The following is a 15,899-nucleotide window of genomic DNA, read 5'->3' as shown; positions in this document are numbered from 1 at the left end:
CAAAATGCATGCGGCGAGTCGCAACGGCAAGCATGCCGCGACCCAGCCGGAAGCACGGCAAGTAACCCGGGGGCAAACGCCTCCGGGTTACTTGCCGTGTCGCGCGCGGATCGGATATCCGGCCGCGTCGGGCCATGTTCATCCAGCCTCCGTCCGGCTTGTTCAAGGTTGACCATAGCGATGGCGCTCACTGGCAGAGGGCTTCTACAGCGGGCCTCTACAGCGGGCCGCTGAGCGGCACCCGCAGCTGGACCGTCGTGCCGATACCGAACCGGCTGTAGATCCGCACGCCGTACGCGTCCCCGAACGTCATCTTGATGCGGCGGTCGACGTTGCGGATCCCGTATCCGCCCGTCGCGCCGCCCGTCGCGCCGACCGTCGCGCCGCCGGCCGCGTCGTCCGCCGCGCTGCTCCGGATGCGGGCCAGCGTCTCCGGGCGCATGCCCATGCCGTCGTCGATGACCTCCAGCACGAGCGTGTCGTCTTCGATCCGGGCCTTGATGATGATCGCGATGCCGGCATCATCGTCCCAGACGGCATGGTTGATGGCGTTCTCGATGAACGGCTGGAGCACGAGCTTGACGACCGGATAAGGCAGCGCGGCTTCGTCGACCGCATAATGCAAATGCAGCAGCCCGTTGAACCGGAGCTGTTGGATCGCGACGTAGGAATTCGTCAGCCGGAGTTCTTCGCCGAGGCTCACGATCGTCTTGCCCTTGTTGAGCGAGATGCGGTAGAACTTGGCGAGATGCGTGACCATCGACTGAATGCGGTCGTCATGGTTCCGCATGGCGAGCGCGGAGATGGATGCCAGCGTATTGTACAGGAAATGCGGGTTGATCTGCGCCTGCAGCATGTTCATCTCGGCTTCCTTCTTGGCGATCTCTTTCTTGTAGACCTCGTTGATGAGCGCCTTCATGCGGCCCGCCATTTTCGTCATGGCGAACATCAGCCGGCCGACCTCGTCCTGCGAGACGGAGCCGGCCTGCACGTCGAAGTCCTCGCGCTCGATCCGGCGCGTGATCTGCAGCAGCTTCTCGATGCGCTTGGTAAACATCCGGGCGGCGACGTAGATCAGCACGATCGCGAGGAGGACGCAAACGATCGCGATCGTGAGCAGGCGGGAGAACGCCCGTTTGACGTTGCTGAGCAGGCTGTCGTAGGAGACGATCGAGACGACCTTCCAGCCGTTCTCGATCGCATTGTAGACGACGTAGACGTTCTCGTCGTCGTACCGGCCGAGGAAACTGCCCGTCCGTCCTTGCTCCGGGCCGCCCTTGACGTATTCGCCGAGCGGATGGTTCAGCTTCGCCTTGTCCCGGGCGGAGATGATGACGCCCTGCTCGGAGACGATGAACAGGTCCTTGTTGCGGTTCTCCTTCGCCATGAGGGCGTACAGATCGGTCTCCGGAATGTCCATCGTCAGGATGCCGTACGGAAAGTTAAGGCTGTCGTTGTCGAGCAGGCGCGCAAGCACGATCCGGGACGGCTTGCGTTCCAGCACGCCCTGGGTCACCTGCTGGTCGGTCGGGTGGGTCGCCGGCATGGGGGTGAAGGTGACGTTGCCGAAGGCTTTGTTCGCGGCCTCGTACCACGGCGACCGCTTCGCGTCCGCGTTCGCGCGACGGATGTAGACCTCGTCGACGGGCAGCGTGGGGTTGTCCAGGTAGACGGCGATGCTCGTGATGTCGGAATTGGTGACGAGCATGTTGCGAAACACGCCGTCGACGTAGTCGTAGCCGTCGATATACGCAAAGCTGTTCGTATAGTCGGCGGACAGGAAGTCCCGCAGCCGCCGGTCGAGGTAGAGCGAGGAGGATACTTTGGAATACGAGTCCAGCTTCATTTTCAGATTCGCGCCGATCTGGTCGGTCGTCGTGGCCATGCTGGCGTACATTTGGCGGCTGAGCTCGTTCTTCATCGTTTCGTAGGAATAGACGGCAAAGAACAATAGGGGCGCGACGGAGGCGAGCCCGAGCGCCACGAACAGCTTGTTGCGCAGGCGCATGTCGAGGAAAGGCCTGATGAGATAGCGTTCCAGCGGGCGATGCACGAGGCTTCATCCTCCATCGTCAATAAAATTGTTTGCGGTACTGGTTGGGGGTAACCCCGGCGGTCTTGTGAAACAACGAGCAGAAATACGACACGTTCTCGTAACCGACCAGGCCGGCGATCTCGTGAATCTTGAGCGAGCGGTCCGCGAGCAGGGCGGAGGCGCGCTCCATCCGTTTGTCCGTGATCGCCTCCAAGATGGTCCGGCCGGTCTTTTCTTTGAATATCGTGCGGATGTAGTTCGGCGACAGGTAGATTTCCTTGGCGATGTCCTCGACGGTCAAGGGAAGGTGGAACGATCGGTCGAGAATCGCCTCGATGCTGCGGGCGATGCCGAGATGGCGATCGCGGTCCTTCTCCGAAGAGACGAGGATGAGGCTGCCGCAAGCCTGCTTCAGGTAGTCGCCGATGTCATCGAGCACCTCGCAGTTGTTCATGATCTCCCACTCGCCGCGATTCAGGCCGGAAGAAGCGTCCTTGACGGAGGCGCCGAGCTGCTGCTTGACCCCGGACAGCAGGCGGACGGCGGCGGCGCGCGCCGGATGGCGGTGCACGTAGCGCTCCTTGAGCGCGCGCATGAACCGGTCGATCTCCCGGTCGGCTTCCTCGGGCTTCAATTGGCCGATCGCGCGGACGAGAGCGGCTTGATGCTCTTCGACGCCGAACTCCTCCGTACGGGGCTCCCGCATCGCTTCCGCTTTTAGCAGCGCGCCTTTGCCGAGGTAGAAGGCATGCTCGGCCGCGGCGCGCGCGTCCTTGAACAGGGCGAAGGCGTCCTCGGGCCGTTCGCCCGGACGGGACAGGCCGATCGTCAGCCGTACCGGGAAGCTCTCCTGCATCTCCCGCTGAAGCGCCGTCCACAGCGCGTCGCCGTTGCGTGGATCGTCGGACGGGAACAGCGCGGCGAAGGAGCCGTACTCCCAATCGATCAGGGCGCCGGCGAAGCCGAGCGCCTTCAGGCGGGCGCGGACGGCTTCCCCCAGGCTCTCCTCCAGCTGCTTGGGCGGACTTTGGACGGACGCCGAGCCGACGTCACCGTTCGTCCAACCGATGGTCAGGCAGGCGGCCGCGAGCGGACCGCGCAGCAGGTCGGCCATGCCTTCCATGCGGAGCAGCTTGGCCGCGGCTCCCGAGCGGGCTTCGCGGCGCGGCTCGATGAACAGCGTGCGGAGCAGCTTCTCCGCCGCCATCGCGTGCGTCTGCTCCGCCAGCCGCGCCTCGTCGCATTTCTGTTTCACTTTCTCCATCAGGGTCCGCAGCTCGTCGAGATCGATCGGCTTCAATAGGTAGCCGGACGCTTCTACGGCGATGGCCGCTTTGATATATTGGAATTCGTCATGGCCGCTGAGGAAGACGATCTTTACCCGTTTGCTGAGCGCTTTGGCGCGCTTCGCGAATTCGAGCCCGTCCATGATCGGCATGCGCACGTCGGTCAGGATGATGTCCGGCTCCAGCGTGCGGGCCAGCTCGAGCGCATCCCTGCCGTTCTTGGCCGTGCCGGCGACGGCAATGTTCATCGACTCCCACGGCACGTAAGTTGAAAGCGTATCCAATTCCATTTTTTCGTCGTCCACGAGCAGGATCGAGTACATGGGCATACATCCTTCTTTCTCAATGAAATGGAATCTGCTGCCGGATATCGCATGCGATCGCCGTCCAACCGCGAGCTTCCGCTACATTATTGTATGTCGGCCGATGGATTTCAACAATGGGACGGAAGCAACTGAGGAGGTTTGGAGCATGAATCGGCGGATGTTTGCATGGATGCGCCGGCCGTTTGTCTCCTATAATGGGGATTGTTCCCGCTAAGACAACATAATGGACGGAGGAAAGCGATCGTGAAAACCCAAGCGGATCATGCGGCTTCCGGCCTGCCGCCGGCCGCGCGGCGAACCGGCAATTGGAAACGGTTACGAAACCAGAAGTTTCTGTGGCTGATGATCCTGCCCGCCTTCATATGCACGCTGCTGTTCTCGTATACGCCGATGTTCGGGCTGTATATGGCCTTCATCAACTACCAGCCCGGAGGATCGTTCGCGTCGTCGTTCTTCGGCGGCGAGTTCGTGGGACTGCAGTGGTTCAAGTATTTTTTCGACAGTGGCGATTTCTGGATCATCCTGCGGAACACGCTGGCCCAAAGCTTGCTCAGCCTGGCGTTCGGCTTCCCGGCGCCGATCATTCTCGCCATCGCCATCAACGAGGTGCGGAGCGGAGCGTTCAAGCGCTTCGTGCAGACGGTGTCTTACCTGCCGCATTTCATCTCGTGGGTCATCGCGGCCAACATCATCATCTCGGTGCTGTCCTCGCAGGGGCTCGTGAACAAGGTGCTCATGCTGCTGCACGTCACGGACAAACCGATCGCCTTCTTCCAGCACGGCCCGTACTTCTGGTGGATCATCGCGCTCTCGAACATGTGGAAGGACATGGGCTTCAACGCCATCATGTATCTGGCGGCCATCGCCTCCATCAACCCGGAGCTGTACGAGGCGGCCAGGGTCGACGGCGCGAGCCGCATCCGTCAAATGCTGCACGTCACGCTGCCGGCGCTGCGCCCGACGATCGTCATCCTGCTCATCCTCGCGGTCGGCGGCGTGCTGAACGCGGGCTTCGATCAGCAATACCTGATGCAAAACGACCTCGTGCTGAAATATTCCGACGTCATCGATACGTACACGTACCGGTACGGCTTGCAGAACGGCATGTTCTCCTACGGCGCGGCGGTCGGCCTGTTCAAATCGCTCGTGGCGTTCATCCTGGTGCTCATGGTCAACCGGCTGGCCAAGAAAGTCAACGACCAAGCGCTGTTCTAAGCCGGAGACTATACGCGAAGGAGTGAGGGCATGAGAGGCAAATCGACGGGGGACCTGCTGTACGCGGGCGTGGTGTACCTATTTCTGTTCGCGGTCGTGTTCGTGACGTTCTATCCGTTCTGGAACGTGCTCGTCCTGTCGGTCAACAGCGCGTCCGACACGATCAAAGGCGGCATTTATTTCTGGCCGCGGGAGTTGAATTTTACCAGCTACAAGGAAATATTGACCGACCATGAGATCCTGCACGCGGTCTGGGTGACGGTGGCGCGGACGGTAATCGGCACGCCGCTGACGGTCATCGTGATCAGCCTGCTCGCGTATCCGCTAAGCAACCGCGAGCTGGTGGCCAGAAGGCCGGTGACGCTCTACTTCATCTTCACGATGTATTTCGGCGGAGGCTTGATCCCGTACTACATGGTGCTGAAGAACCTGCAGCTCATCGACTCGTTCTGGGTGTTCGTGCTGCCGGGCCTCATGAACGTCTTCTATATGATTCTCGTGCGGACGTTCATCGAGCAGCTTCCCCAGGAAATCTCGGAATCCGCCAAGATGGACGGCGCGAACGACCTGCAGGTGTATTTCCGGATCATCATGCCCCTGACGATGCCGGTGCTGGCGACCATCGCGCTGTTCACGGCGATCGGGCACTGGAACGCCTGGTTCGATTCCTACGTGTTCACGTACAAGTCGAGCTTGAAGACGCTGCAGGCCGTGCTCGTCAAAATTCTGAACCAGTACCAGACGGGCGCGATGGTATCCGATGCCCAGAAGCTGGCCGATTCCAGCAAGCGGCTGGCGGTCTCTTCGGACACGATCCGCATGGCCGCCACGATGGTCGCCACGATCCCGATCGTCATGGTGTACCCGTTCCTGCAGCGCTATTTCGTGAAAGGCATGACGCTCGGCTCCGTGAAAAGCTAAAGGGAACCGATGCAAATTGGAAAGGGGTGAACGCCGGCCATCCCGAGCCCGGCCTGCCGGAAACGATAGACATCCGCTCGATGGAAGATCCATTCCGATTCATCAACTATGCCTATAGGGGGTAAGTTTCCATGAAGAAAAAACAAGTTCTGCCCTTCGTGCTCGCGGCGGCGTTAATGCCGGCCCTGCTCGCCGGATGCGGCAGCAACGGAGACGGCAACGCGAACACGAACGAGGGCGCGAACGCCGGATCCAACGCCGGCACGAATGCGGCGGCCGACAACGCGAACGCCGCGAACGCCGACAAACCGTCCGATCCGATCACGCTGACCTTCTTCGATAAGAACACTGGCGCGGCCTTCGACAATCCGGTCGCCCAGGAGATCATGAAGCGCACCGGCGTCAAGGTCGAGATTCAGCAGCCGACCGGCAATCCGTCGGAGAAGCTGAACCTCATGCTGGCGAGCAACGACCTGCCGGACATCATCTTGATGGACCGCGGCGGCGATATCGTGAACAAATACATCGCGGCCGGCGCGATCATTCCGCTGAACGACCTGCTCGACAAGTTCGGCCCGGACGTGAAGTCGCAATACGGCGACATTTTGCAGAAAACGCGCTTCAAGGACGGCAAGAACTATTACCTCTCCAATTGGTACGGCATGGACAACGATCCGGTATTCGGCGTTCAGATGCGCAAGGACCTGCTGAAGGAGCTGGCTCCGGACAAAGCGGAAGGCGGCCAGCCGTTCACGACGGACGAATTCGAGCAGCTGCTGAAGGATTTCAAGGCGAAATATCCGAGCATCGACGGCAAGCCTTCGATTCCGCTGACGCTGAACGCGGAGAACATGGGCGCGGTGCTGGGGACGTTCAAGGGCATGTGGGGCATGAAGCCTTATTACGAAGACGGCGACAGCCTGAAGTTCGACGTGAAGGATCCCAAATACCGCGACATGATCCTCTATATGAACAAGCTCTACCGCGAAGGCTTGATCGAGCAGGATTGGGCGGTCAACAAATCGCAAACCTGGGAGCAGAAGATATCGAACGGCATCGTGTTCTCCACCGTATCCGCGTATTGGGATCTCGGCAACGCGAACGGCGCCTTGAAGAAGGACGGCGGCTTGGATAAACAGCTGTTCGCTTACAAGGTCGTGGCGCCCGGCACGGACCCGTCGCAAACGACGTTCGGACCGCGCAGTCCGCTCGGCTGGGACGCGATCGCCATCACGAAGGCGAACAAGCATCCGGAAGAAACGATGAAATTCATCAATTACCTGGCCAGCGAGGAAGGGCAATACCTGTTGATGTGGGGCGTGGAGGGCCAAACCTGGGATACCAAGGACGGCAAGCATACGCCGAAGCCGGAGGTGCTGAAGGCGCTGAAGGACGACTGGGCGGGCGAAACCAAGAAAACGGGCATCCGCACGTGGACCTGGTTCATCAAGAACGGACTCGGCTCCGACGGATCGCCGTACGACATCTCGCGGCTTAACCGGGGCGAAATCGAGCAAATGGCGACGAAGAACCTGCTGGATTCCGTCTACGACACCTCGCCGTACGACAACTTGAACCCCGAGGGCGGCACGCCGGTATCGCTGAGCTTCCAGAAGGTGCAGGACATCATGAAGCAGTCCCTGACCAAGATCATCATCTCGAAATCCGAGCAGGATGCGAGCGCGGGCTTCGACGCCATGCTGGCGGAGATGAAGGCGGCGGGCGACGAGAGCGTCGAGAAAGCCATCACGGACAATTACAAGGCGCGCATGGAGCTTTGGAAATAGCGTTGCACGGGGGGGCTGCGAAGCCCCCTTCAGGCATTCAATTCGGGAGGGTGAAACGATGACAATCGAACAATCGCAATGGAGGACGACGTCGGACGGCGCGCTGCTCAAGGTCGACAACGGCTTGATGGAGCTGCAGGTCGATCTGGCGGCCGGGACCTATGATCTTGTCTGGAGGGACGGCTCGGCGCTGACCGGCGTCTCGGCCGCGTACCGGTTCGGGGACGACGTATTGCGTACCTCGGATTACGGGATTCATACCGCGGGAGGGGATGCGATTCAGGAAGTGAACGACGGCGCCGTCCGCGGCATCCGGCTCACGGTTCGGCACGAAGCGCCGGAGCTGCCGCTGTTGAAGCAGCATTTCACGCTCTATGAGGAGCGGCCGTCGATCGTCGTCGGCTTCGAGCTGGAGGCCCAAGCGGGCGGCATGCTGGAATCGAATTATTTGGCGCCGGTGCTGGCGGCTTCGGCGCTTGGCGCGCTCAGGCTGGGAAGCGGCGACGGCGAACGGGCTGGGGACGGCAACGAAGCTGCCACTGCGCTGCTGGCGCTCCGCGTGCCGTTCGATAACGACAAATGGGTCCGGTACGAGACGACGGCGATGCCCGGTGCGCTGGAGAGCTACGAAGCGACCGCCGTCTACGAGCCGGTATCGCGCAGAGGCATGGTGATGGGGTCCGTGCGGCACGATACGTGGAAGACGGGACTGAAGCTCGCGAGCGGCAGCGGCGCGCACGTCGAGGCGGTCGAAGCGTACGGCGGGGCGGCCGGCGAGCTGACCCGTGACAGCATCGCGCACGGCGCCGTGACGGGGGCGACGATCGCTTCGCCGGACATCTGGATCGGCGTCTACGGGGATTATCGCCGGGGACTCGAGGCGTTCGGGCAAGCCAATGCGGCGACCGTTCCCGCGCTCGCGTGGGAGCAAGGCGTGCCGTTCGGCTGGAACAGCTGGTCCGCGGCCGCCAACAAGCTGGATTACGACTTGTACGTCAAGACGTCGGATTTTTTGCGCGGGATGCAGGATCGGGGATTTCACAACAACGGCGACGTCTATATCAATTTCGATTCGTTCTGGACGAATCTGACGCCGGAGCAGCTCCGGCAGTCGGTGGCGCATGTCAACCGCAACGGCCAGAAAGCCGGCATCTATTGGACGCCGTTCGCGTTCTGGGGCAAGGACGCGAGCCGCAAGGTCGAAGGAACGGACGGGCGTTATGCGTACGACGAGCTGCTGCTGCGCGATCGCGAGGGCAACGTGCTGCCGGAACTGGACGGCGGGCTGGCGATCGATCCGACCCATCCCGGCAATCTGCTGCGGACCGAATACCATCTGAACCGCTTCGTGGACTGGGGCTTCGACTACGTGAAGCTTGATTTTCTGGGCCACGGGGCGCTGGAGGGCAAGCATCACGATCCGTCGGTACATACGGGCATGCAGGCGTATAACCTCGGCATGGACTGCGTCCGCAAGCTGCTCGCCCCCGAACGGATCGGCCGGCCGTTCCACGTCAACTTGTCCATCGCGCCGCTGTTTCCGTACCAATACGGGCATAGCCGGCGCATCTCGTGCGACGCGTTCGGGACGCTCTCGGACACGGAATACATGCTCAACTCGCTCGGCGGGGCCTGGTGGGCGAACGATGCGATTTACCGGTTCAACGATCCCGACCATACGGTGCTCTACAAGAGCTACAATCAGGACGCGACGTCTTATCACGAAGGCCGAAGCCGGTTGAACGCCTCGGTCGTCAGCGGAACGGTCCTGCTCCTGGGAGACGATTTCCGCAAGGAGGAGGCGCGGGAGCGGGCGTCCGAATGGCTGCCGAACGACAAGGTCATGGCGCTGGCCCGGCGCGGACAGACGTTCGTTCCGGTCGAGGGCATTCCCGGCGCGGGCTCGACGGATGCGTTCGTGCTGGAGAGCCATGGCGAAGGAATGTATCTGGCCGTGTTTAATTTCGATCCGGTATCGCCAGCCGTAAAGTCCGTGCCGGCGGAGCGCCTGGCGGCCGGCCGGGGATCGTCCCGTTACCGGCTGGAGGATCTGTGGTCCGGGGCCGCGACCGAAGGCGCGGGAACCATCGAGCTGCCGCTTGCGGCCGGGGAATCCGCGCTGCTCAAGCTGACTTGGTTGGCGTAATGGCTTCAAGCTTCGTTCCGGGAGCCAGACGGCTTGACCCCGGAAGAGAGGCCGCATGGAGACGGAAACGGCAGCTGCCGTACCGCTCCGGCGGCCTTTTGCCGCATCCGTCCGCCTCCGAACGCATGAAGGGCAATGATGAATACGATCGGAGAAACCGATAGCGTCGGCCTGTCCCTTCGCGCGCAAGCACGTTATAATGAAGGGCATGGGTTAATCAAGGGCAAGACGAACGGAGATTATCCGACGTGAGCAAAATGTCGCATTCGATCGAGGCTGAGTATGAGAATGAACAACAAGGACGCTGAATCGCACGACCGGCCTCGAAACGGGACGTCGGCCTGGAAACGCTGGCTGCCGCTGCCGGCTTATCTCGTCATCCTCGCCGCGGTATGGGCGAACAAGACCGAGCTCATCGCCTGGCTCAACGGCGGCGGCGTTCCGCCGGCGCTGATGCTGCTCATCGTAGCCGGGCTTGCCTGCGTGCCCGTCATTCCGTTCAGCGTCGTCATCGGCACGATGGGCTATCTGTACGGTCCGCTGCTCGGCGCGTCGATGAGCTTAGCCGGCGCTTGGTTTGCCGCGCTCATCATGTACGGCGCATTCCGGTATACGCTGCGCGACCGGGCGCGGCTGCTGCTTGGCCGTTATCGCCTGACCGACCGCTGGACGACCCTCGTCGAGCGCCGCCCGTTCCGCTCGATCGTCGTTGCGCGGCTGCTTCCGGTCGTCCCGCAGCAGGCGGTGAACGTCTATGCGGCGGCGCTGCCGATCCCGTTCTTGATCTATGCGGGCGCATCGCTGCTGGGCAAAATCCCGGGCATGCTCGTGTTCGCCTTCATCGGCGACCGGATCGCGGGCGATCGGCGGTCGTTAATCGCCGCTATCTGCGTTTACGCGGGCTTCCTGCTCGCGATCTATATCGGACATCGGCTCTGGCAAAGAAGAAGCGTTTCGGCGCGCGCGGAGTGAGGCGGACAAGGCTTCTTGCCCCGTTCGGAGGAGCCGGCTGCCACGAAGGGCGCCGTCGGCGCCTTTTTTTGTTTTCCAATATTTAGAATACCGTTATAATGGGAGAGTGCCTTTCGGGAGAAACACGGGGCAACGATCGACTATCGGTGAGCGCGATAGCTGCGAGGTGAAGGCGTTGAAACGTATCGTTGCAGGCATTTCGATGCTGTTCTGCGGAATCTTATTATATCTCGGAACGAGCATCGCGGCGGTAATTTACCTGCCGAACGTCACGGCGTGGAGGACGTCGAGAATGCATCAGGCACTGCGGGAGTCGGGAGGGTCGGCCGCGCATGTCATGGGGATCTGCCTCGCGGTCGCGGGACTCGCGGTGCTCCTCTACGAGTGTTTCATGAAGGGTATTTCTCGGCGCTACAAAGAACTGCTGAAGCAACGGAACGAAGAATTTGACCGGAAGTACAAGGGTTCGGTCTTGGATGAAGAAGGAAAATGAGCGGCTTCGGAGAACATTGATCATGTAGGCGCTGCTTGCGGATCGTCGATCGGCATCGTTCATGCCGGAGGAGGAGGATGGATCGAGTGAGTGCCAATCAAAGTCAAAATCAAAGTCAACAGCCGGGCAGCGATCTGCCGGAAGGGCTGTCCAAACCCGCGCAGCGCGCGCTGGCGAACGCCGGGCTGAACAGTCTGGCGCAGTTGTCCGGGCTAAGCGCAAGCGAGTTCAAGGAACTGCACGGCATCGGCCCGAAGGCGATCGAGCTGCTAAGTCGGGCGCTCGAACGCAAGGGCTTGTCGTTTCGGGGGGAGTAGATGACGGAAACGCCTCGATCCAAGCCTTCCTGAATGGAGATTGGCAAGTTCTCGCTTAGACCGCTGGCCGCCGAGGAACCGGCGTTGATCGCTACGTTTCCGCAATCCGCGGATGAGTCGTTTTACGTAAGCCCGCGGTTTCATTATCCGCTGACCGCCGAGCAGATCATGCCGTTGCTCGAAAATCGACATTCGCTTACCGTCGTTGTCGAGGAAGGCACGGGCAGCGTCGCGGGCTGGCCTTCTGCCATAAGCAGGGCTTTAAACCCTTCGATCTGAAAATCGTGCCCGTCGAACATAAAGGGAGCATCATCACGATTCACATGGGAATCGACCTCCGACTGTAATTGGGAACGCTTCCTTTGGAGAATGATGGAAGACCGGAAGCGCCGATCTTCGTCAAAAGCGCTTATCGGCTGGAATCGACTGCAATTACGTGACGTAAAAGGAGGCATAAAGCTGAATACGCCGGATGCTCGTATCTATCCTACGCTGTCCAAGCCTATCGTCTGGGGAACGGTGACGGGCACGTTCGTCGGCTCCGAAGAAGCCGGCGATTTGTCGCTCGTCAGCAATGTCAGCATCGTCCCGCATGTCGGGGACAAGGTCGTCATGATGCAAGTGGACGACGGGCGGTGGGAACTGCCCGGCGGGACGCTCGAGGCGGGGGAATTCTACCTCGACGGGCTGCGGCGCGAGCTGTTGGAAGAGCTTGGCGCCGAGCTCGCGTCCTATCGGATCTTCGGCCATTTTCTGTGCCGCTCGAGCGCGCCTGCGCCTTACCGGCCTTACATTCCGCATCCGAGTTTCCGAAGAGTGGTCGGATATGGCGACGTAATCGTCGTCGGCCAACCGCTCAACCCCGCCGACGGCGAACGGGTCTTGCGCGTCGAAGCGGTCGATATCGGCGAGGCGGTTCGACGGTTCCAAGGCGGCGGGAGGTTCGATTTGGCCGAGCTTTACCGGCTGGGCCACGCGATTCGGATGCATGCCGCAGCCGGGCAATGACAGAAGCGATCGTTGGCGCACCGACACGGGGAGCTAACTACCGGCAAGGCGCAACACATCGGCGTTTCCTTACATGACGTTAATCCGCGAAGGGAGATGGACTATGAAATTGCGTCTACTATTGGCAGGATTGGGGATCTCCGCAGCCTTTCCTTGGCTGGTGTATTTTATTTTATTGGGCATGCAGGCCAAATTTCAAACGCAAACAAACGATTTTCAATATCATGACAGTTATTTTATGGTCATGCATGTGGGATGGACGGGGTATGCGATTTGTTTTCTCGCGTGCTTCGCGCTGTTTCTGATCGGGTATGCGGCGTATTCGTTGACGAGGAAGGTGAAATCATGAGAGATCCGATCGTGATCATGCCCTATGATGCGAATTGGCCGGCGGAATTCAACGAGATCGGCAGCCGGCTGCGGCATGCCCTCGCGGCGCGGGCGCTGCGGATCGACCACATCGGGTCCACCGCGATCGTCGGTTTGGATGCCAAACCGGTCATCGATATCCAGGTGTCCGTGGAGCGGTTTAACGACAAGCGCGAGTTGGCCGAGTTGTTCGCCGAGCTCGGTTACTTGCTTCGGGACGATAATCCCGATTTGACGAAGCGGTATTTCCGGGAGTCGGACGGCATGCGCAGAACGCATATCCATGTCCGGGAGCAAGGAAGCTTCACGGAGCAGCTGGCGCTGTTGTTCCGGGATTACGTCCGGGCCCATGCGCACGAAGCGAAGCGTTACGCCGCCGTCAAGCATTCGCTCGCCAAGTCGCTGCGCCACGAACGCGACAGGTACACGGAGGAGAAGGAACCTTACGTGTGGGACATCCTCCGGAGCGCCAGCCGCTGGAGCCAGAAGACCGGTTGGAAGCCCGGGGAATCGGATGCGTAACGAGCCATTATTTTCATTTTGAGCGGTAAAGGAAGGTTGCGTCATGATGAACATGCAAGAAGCGGTCGCGCTCCGGGAGCAGGGCCGGCCGGAAGAGGCCCGGGCGATGCTGGCCGAACTGCTGAAGCAAGAACCGGGCAATCCGGATCTCTGGTACCAATATGCCTGGGTGCACGATGTCATGGAACTGGAGCGGGAAGCGGTGCCGCATTACAAGCGCGCGCTCGAGCTCGGTCTGGCGGGCGAGGCGCGGCCGGGGGCCATGCTCGGTCTCGGCAGCACGCTCCGAACGCTGGGCCGGTACGCCGAGGCCCGGGCATTATTCGAGTACGCGATTCGCGAATATCCCGAGCGGCGCGAATTCGAGACGTTTTATGCCATGGTGCTGTATAATTTGAACGATCATGCCGCGGCGATGCACATCCTGCTGCGCCAGCTCGCCGATACGAGCCGGGACGAAGGCATTCAATCCTACGGCCGGGCGATCGGCTTCTATGCGGATCAATTGGATCGCATTTGGGCGTGAGCAGGCAGGAGGAGGCTAAGCGGTCGAGCCCATTGACGTTCCGTTTCGCCGTGCCGGACGATGCGGCGCTGCTGGCCGGCATGAACCGGCAGCTGATCGCGGACGAGGGCAGCGAGAACCCGATGGGACCGGCCGAGCTGGAGGCGCGCATGCGGGGCTTTCTGCAAGCGAATTGGACGTGCGCGATCCTGGAGCTGAAGGAGGACACGGCCGGATACGCGCTTTATCGGATACAGCCCCGTCCGTATGACGAGGATCGCTGGGAAGTCCATCTGCGGCGGTATATCATCGCGCGAGTACCTGAGCAAAGGCATCGGGCGGGCGGGCATCGCGATGCTGGAGGCGGAGGCTTTCCCGCCGGGCGCGGCGGTCGTGCTCGACGTGCTGAGCGCCAATCCGCGAGGGGAACGGTTTTGGCGAAGCGTCGGCTTTGTCCCCTACGCGGTCAACATGCGCAAGATGAACGAAGAAAGGAGCGGCTGCATCATGAACCTGCGAATGCCGGAACCGGCAAGCTCTCGCGAAGTGAGCACGTATATTCGAAACCGGCTGATCGCCTTCAATAGCAGCCGTTTGCCGGAAGCATTGGGCAGCCGGTACGAGGAAATCGATCTCGTTCAGCGCGATGCGGACGGCCGGATCGTCGGCGGGATTTTGAGCGTCTATTGCTGGAATTGGATCGAAGTCGACATTCTGTGGGTGGACGACGCCTGCCGCGGCCAAGGGTACGGCTCCGCGCTGCTGGCGGCCGTCGAACGCGCCGCGGAGGAACGCGGCTGCACGTTCGTCAAGCTGAACACGTTCTCGTTCCAAGCGCCGGCATTTTATAAGAAGCACGGATACGAAGAGCTTGCCGTCATCGATAATGCTCCCCTCGGACATCGGCATTATTACTTGATCAAACCATTGCAGCATGAAGGGGATCGAAAATATTGAGTCCAATCGTCGCGGCCGCGGTTCCGGCCGTTATGTTTTTTATGCTTATTTTCGGTTTATGGCGATTTCAGAAGAACGCGCAAAGAGGCCGTTCGGCGGGGAGTCGCAATCGGCAAGCCGGCGTATCGTTCGATGCCGCGCCGGACATGCCGGTTCCGTTCGGCTGCAAATGCCAGTGGTATGCGGTCAAAACGACGGATACGCGCGCGGTCGCGGATCTGCTGAAGCTGGCGGACCGGCAGCGGGCCAATTGGCGGACCGGCATCGACGGCGCCTACCGGGGCTATTATTTCGTCGCTCCTCCGGTGCGCGGCTGGACGCTCGTGGTCAACGCGTCGATGCCGGATCTGTCCGCGCCGGAAGCTGCGGGACCGCTGCCGACGCTCGCCGGACTGAGCTTGGCCTTCGGCGAGGCGTGTTATTTCGCGACGCATCGCGTGGTCGACTATCAGGCTTGGATCCGATCGTCGAACGGGGAAATCGTCCGCGGCTATGCTTATCTCGGCGAGCGCGGGGAGACGCTTCTCGATCAAGGGGAGCTTAGCCGGGAAGAGCGGGAAGCGAATCTCGCCTTTACCGGAATGGATGCCGAAGAGCCCGTGTCGCCGAACGAAGCCGACGTGCTGCGCATGGCCGGGCTATGGAGCGTCGACCCTTCAGTGGATTCGAACGGCGGCGAAGCCCGCGCGGGGGTGGTTGGCATCCGGTAGCCAACAGTTTGGCGATTCCGCCTTAAACGGGAGGAGATGGGCGAATGGGCATTGCGGTTATCATTTGGTTGTTCGCGGCGATCATCGGCGGCCTCCTCTTGCATTGGATCATCCAGTCCGCGATCAACGGCTCGGTGCTGGGCGAGGTATTCGACGAGCTGCGCACGGCGAGCAGCGTGCATAGGCGCGAGATGCAGGAGATGAAGGAACGGATCGCGGAATTAACGGCCGTCATCAAGGCGCAGCAAGGCGTTACCGGAACGACAACGCCGGCCTCGGGCGGAAGCGAAGGCGGAACGCCAAGCGGCGGATGATGGACTGTCGAAGGAG

17 protein-coding genes are annotated in these 15,899 nt (G+C 61.1%); 14 read left to right on the top strand and 3 right to left on the bottom strand.

What is annotated here, in order from left to right; genetic code table 11:
- Positions 1–217: 217 nt before the first annotated feature.
- Positions 218–2,053 carry a cache domain-containing sensor histidine kinase gene (locus GT019_RS32390; protein WP_161740147.1) on the bottom strand — a complete coding sequence of 612 codons (1,836 nt, stop codon included), beginning with the start codon at positions 2,051–2,053 and terminating at the stop codon, positions 218–220.
- Between the two features lie 19 nt (positions 2,054–2,072).
- The gene (locus GT019_RS00555) at positions 2,073–3,644 is read right to left on the bottom strand and encodes a response regulator (protein WP_161740145.1); all 1,572 of its coding nucleotides are present in this window, start codon (positions 3,642–3,644) and stop codon (positions 2,073–2,075) included.
- A gap of 345 nt (positions 3,645–3,989) precedes the next feature.
- Here GT019_RS00555 and GT019_RS00550 point away from each other — a divergent pair, with 345 nt between their 5' ends.
- The 7 genes from GT019_RS00550 to GT019_RS00520 all read left to right on the top strand — a co-directional run bounded on the left by GT019_RS00550 (position 3,990) and on the right by GT019_RS00520 (position 11,498).
- Positions 3,990–4,862 carry an ABC transporter permease gene (locus GT019_RS00550; RefSeq protein ID WP_161741448.1) on the top strand — a complete coding sequence of 291 codons (873 nt, stop codon included), beginning with the start codon at positions 3,990–3,992 and terminating at the stop codon, positions 4,860–4,862.
- A gap of 30 nt (positions 4,863–4,892) precedes the next feature.
- Positions 4,893–5,783: a carbohydrate ABC transporter permease gene (locus tag GT019_RS00545; RefSeq protein ID WP_161740144.1), complete on the top strand. Its 891-nt coding sequence runs from the start codon at positions 4,893–4,895 to the stop codon at positions 5,781–5,783.
- 131 nt (positions 5,784–5,914) lie between these two features.
- A complete protein-coding gene (locus GT019_RS00540; protein ID WP_161740142.1) occupies positions 5,915–7,570 on the top strand; it encodes an extracellular solute-binding protein in 1,656 nt (551 codons plus the stop codon).
- 58 nt (positions 7,571–7,628) lie between these two features.
- Positions 7,629–9,716 carry an alpha-amylase family protein gene (locus GT019_RS00535; RefSeq protein ID WP_161740140.1) on the top strand — a complete coding sequence of 696 codons (2,088 nt, stop codon included), beginning with the start codon at positions 7,629–7,631 and terminating at the stop codon, positions 9,714–9,716.
- Between the two features lie 288 nt (positions 9,717–10,004).
- A complete protein-coding gene (locus GT019_RS00530; protein ID WP_161740138.1) occupies positions 10,005–10,688 on the top strand; it encodes a TVP38/TMEM64 family protein in 684 nt (227 codons plus the stop codon).
- A 166-nt stretch (positions 10,689–10,854) separates the two neighbouring features.
- On the top strand, positions 10,855–11,181 hold the full coding sequence (locus tag GT019_RS00525) for a hypothetical protein (protein WP_161740137.1): 327 nt from the start codon (positions 10,855–10,857) through the stop codon (positions 11,179–11,181).
- 86 nt (positions 11,182–11,267) lie between these two features.
- Positions 11,268–11,498: a helix-hairpin-helix domain-containing protein gene (locus GT019_RS00520; protein WP_328803884.1), complete on the top strand. Its 231-nt coding sequence runs from the start codon at positions 11,268–11,270 to the stop codon at positions 11,496–11,498.
- Between the two features lie 143 nt (positions 11,499–11,641).
- Here the strand turns inward: GT019_RS00520 and GT019_RS00515 are convergent, their stop codons facing one another.
- Complete coding sequence (locus GT019_RS00515) at positions 11,642–11,821, bottom strand: hypothetical protein (RefSeq protein ID WP_161740132.1); 180 nt, start codon at positions 11,819–11,821, stop codon at positions 11,642–11,644.
- Between the two features lie 46 nt (positions 11,822–11,867).
- On the opposite strand from GT019_RS00515, the gene GT019_RS00510 reads away from it, so the two are divergent.
- The 7 genes from GT019_RS00510 to GT019_RS00480 all read left to right on the top strand — a co-directional run bounded on the left by GT019_RS00510 (position 11,868) and on the right by GT019_RS00480 (position 15,883).
- Entirely contained in the window at positions 11,868–12,506 is a 639-nt protein-coding gene (locus tag GT019_RS00510) for an NUDIX domain-containing protein (RefSeq protein WP_235946588.1), read from the top strand.
- A 103-nt stretch (positions 12,507–12,609) separates the two neighbouring features.
- A complete protein-coding gene (locus tag GT019_RS00505) occupies positions 12,610–12,855 on the top strand; it encodes a hypothetical protein (RefSeq protein ID WP_161740130.1) in 246 nt (81 codons plus the stop codon).
- Positions 12,852–13,397 carry a GrpB family protein gene (locus GT019_RS00500; RefSeq protein ID WP_161740128.1) on the top strand — a complete coding sequence of 182 codons (546 nt, stop codon included), beginning with the start codon at positions 12,852–12,854 and terminating at the stop codon, positions 13,395–13,397. Before GT019_RS00505 ends, GT019_RS00500 begins: the two co-directional genes overlap by 4 nt.
- A 43-nt stretch (positions 13,398–13,440) precedes the next feature.
- Positions 13,441–13,923: a tetratricopeptide repeat protein gene (locus tag GT019_RS00495; protein WP_161740126.1), complete on the top strand. Its 483-nt coding sequence runs from the start codon at positions 13,441–13,443 to the stop codon at positions 13,921–13,923.
- Between the two features lie 246 nt (positions 13,924–14,169).
- Positions 14,170–14,859 carry a GNAT family N-acetyltransferase gene (locus GT019_RS00490; protein ID WP_407945052.1) on the top strand — a complete coding sequence of 230 codons (690 nt, stop codon included), beginning with the start codon at positions 14,170–14,172 and terminating at the stop codon, positions 14,857–14,859.
- Positions 14,856–15,569, top strand: coding sequence for a hypothetical protein (locus GT019_RS00485; protein ID WP_235946587.1), 714 nt, complete (start codon positions 14,856–14,858; stop codon positions 15,567–15,569). The genes GT019_RS00490 and GT019_RS00485 overlap by 4 nt, the downstream gene beginning before the upstream one ends.
- A 44-nt stretch (positions 15,570–15,613) precedes the next feature.
- A complete protein-coding gene (locus GT019_RS00480; protein WP_161740124.1) occupies positions 15,614–15,883 on the top strand; it encodes a hypothetical protein in 270 nt (89 codons plus the stop codon).
- Positions 15,884–15,899: the final 16 nt, after the last annotated feature.

Source organism: Paenibacillus glycinis (assembly GCF_009909185.1).
Classification (GTDB): domain Bacteria; phylum Bacillota; class Bacilli; order Paenibacillales; family Paenibacillaceae; genus Paenibacillus_Z; species Paenibacillus_Z glycinis.
This window is presented reverse-complemented; position numbering and strand designations above follow the sequence as displayed.

Bases quoted from the DNA above. Each gene is read 5' to 3' on its own strand.
- GT019_RS00530 (WP_161740138.1), top strand. From the start codon at position 10,005: ATGAACAACAAGGACGCTGAATCGCACGACCGGCCTCGAAACGGGACG.
- GT019_RS00505 (WP_161740130.1), top strand. From the start codon at position 12,610: ATGAAATTGCGTCTACTATTGGCAGGATTGGGGATCTCCGCAGCCTTT.
- GT019_RS00545 (WP_161740144.1), top strand. From the start codon at position 4,893: ATGAGAGGCAAATCGACGGGGGACCTGCTGTACGCGGGCGTGGTGTAC.
- GT019_RS00540 (WP_161740142.1), top strand. From the start codon at position 5,915: ATGAAGAAAAAACAAGTTCTGCCCTTCGTGCTCGCGGCGGCGTTAATG.
- GT019_RS00500 (WP_161740128.1), top strand. From the start codon at position 12,852: ATGAGAGATCCGATCGTGATCATGCCCTATGATGCGAATTGGCCGGCG.
- GT019_RS00480 (WP_161740124.1), top strand. From the start codon at position 15,614: ATGGGCATTGCGGTTATCATTTGGTTGTTCGCGGCGATCATCGGCGGC.
- GT019_RS00495 (WP_161740126.1), top strand. From the start codon at position 13,441: ATGATGAACATGCAAGAAGCGGTCGCGCTCCGGGAGCAGGGCCGGCCG.
- GT019_RS00535 (WP_161740140.1), top strand. From the start codon at position 7,629: ATGACAATCGAACAATCGCAATGGAGGACGACGTCGGACGGCGCGCTG.
- GT019_RS00555 (WP_161740145.1), bottom strand. From the start codon at position 3,644: ATGTACTCGATCCTGCTCGTGGACGACGAAAAAATGGAATTGGATACG.
- GT019_RS00490 (WP_407945052.1), top strand. From the start codon at position 14,170: ATGACGAGGATCGCTGGGAAGTCCATCTGCGGCGGTATATCATCGCGC.
- GT019_RS00510 (WP_235946588.1), top strand. From the start codon at position 11,868: ATGATGGAAGACCGGAAGCGCCGATCTTCGTCAAAAGCGCTTATCGGC.
- GT019_RS00550 (WP_161741448.1), top strand. From the start codon at position 3,990: ATGATCCTGCCCGCCTTCATATGCACGCTGCTGTTCTCGTATACGCCG.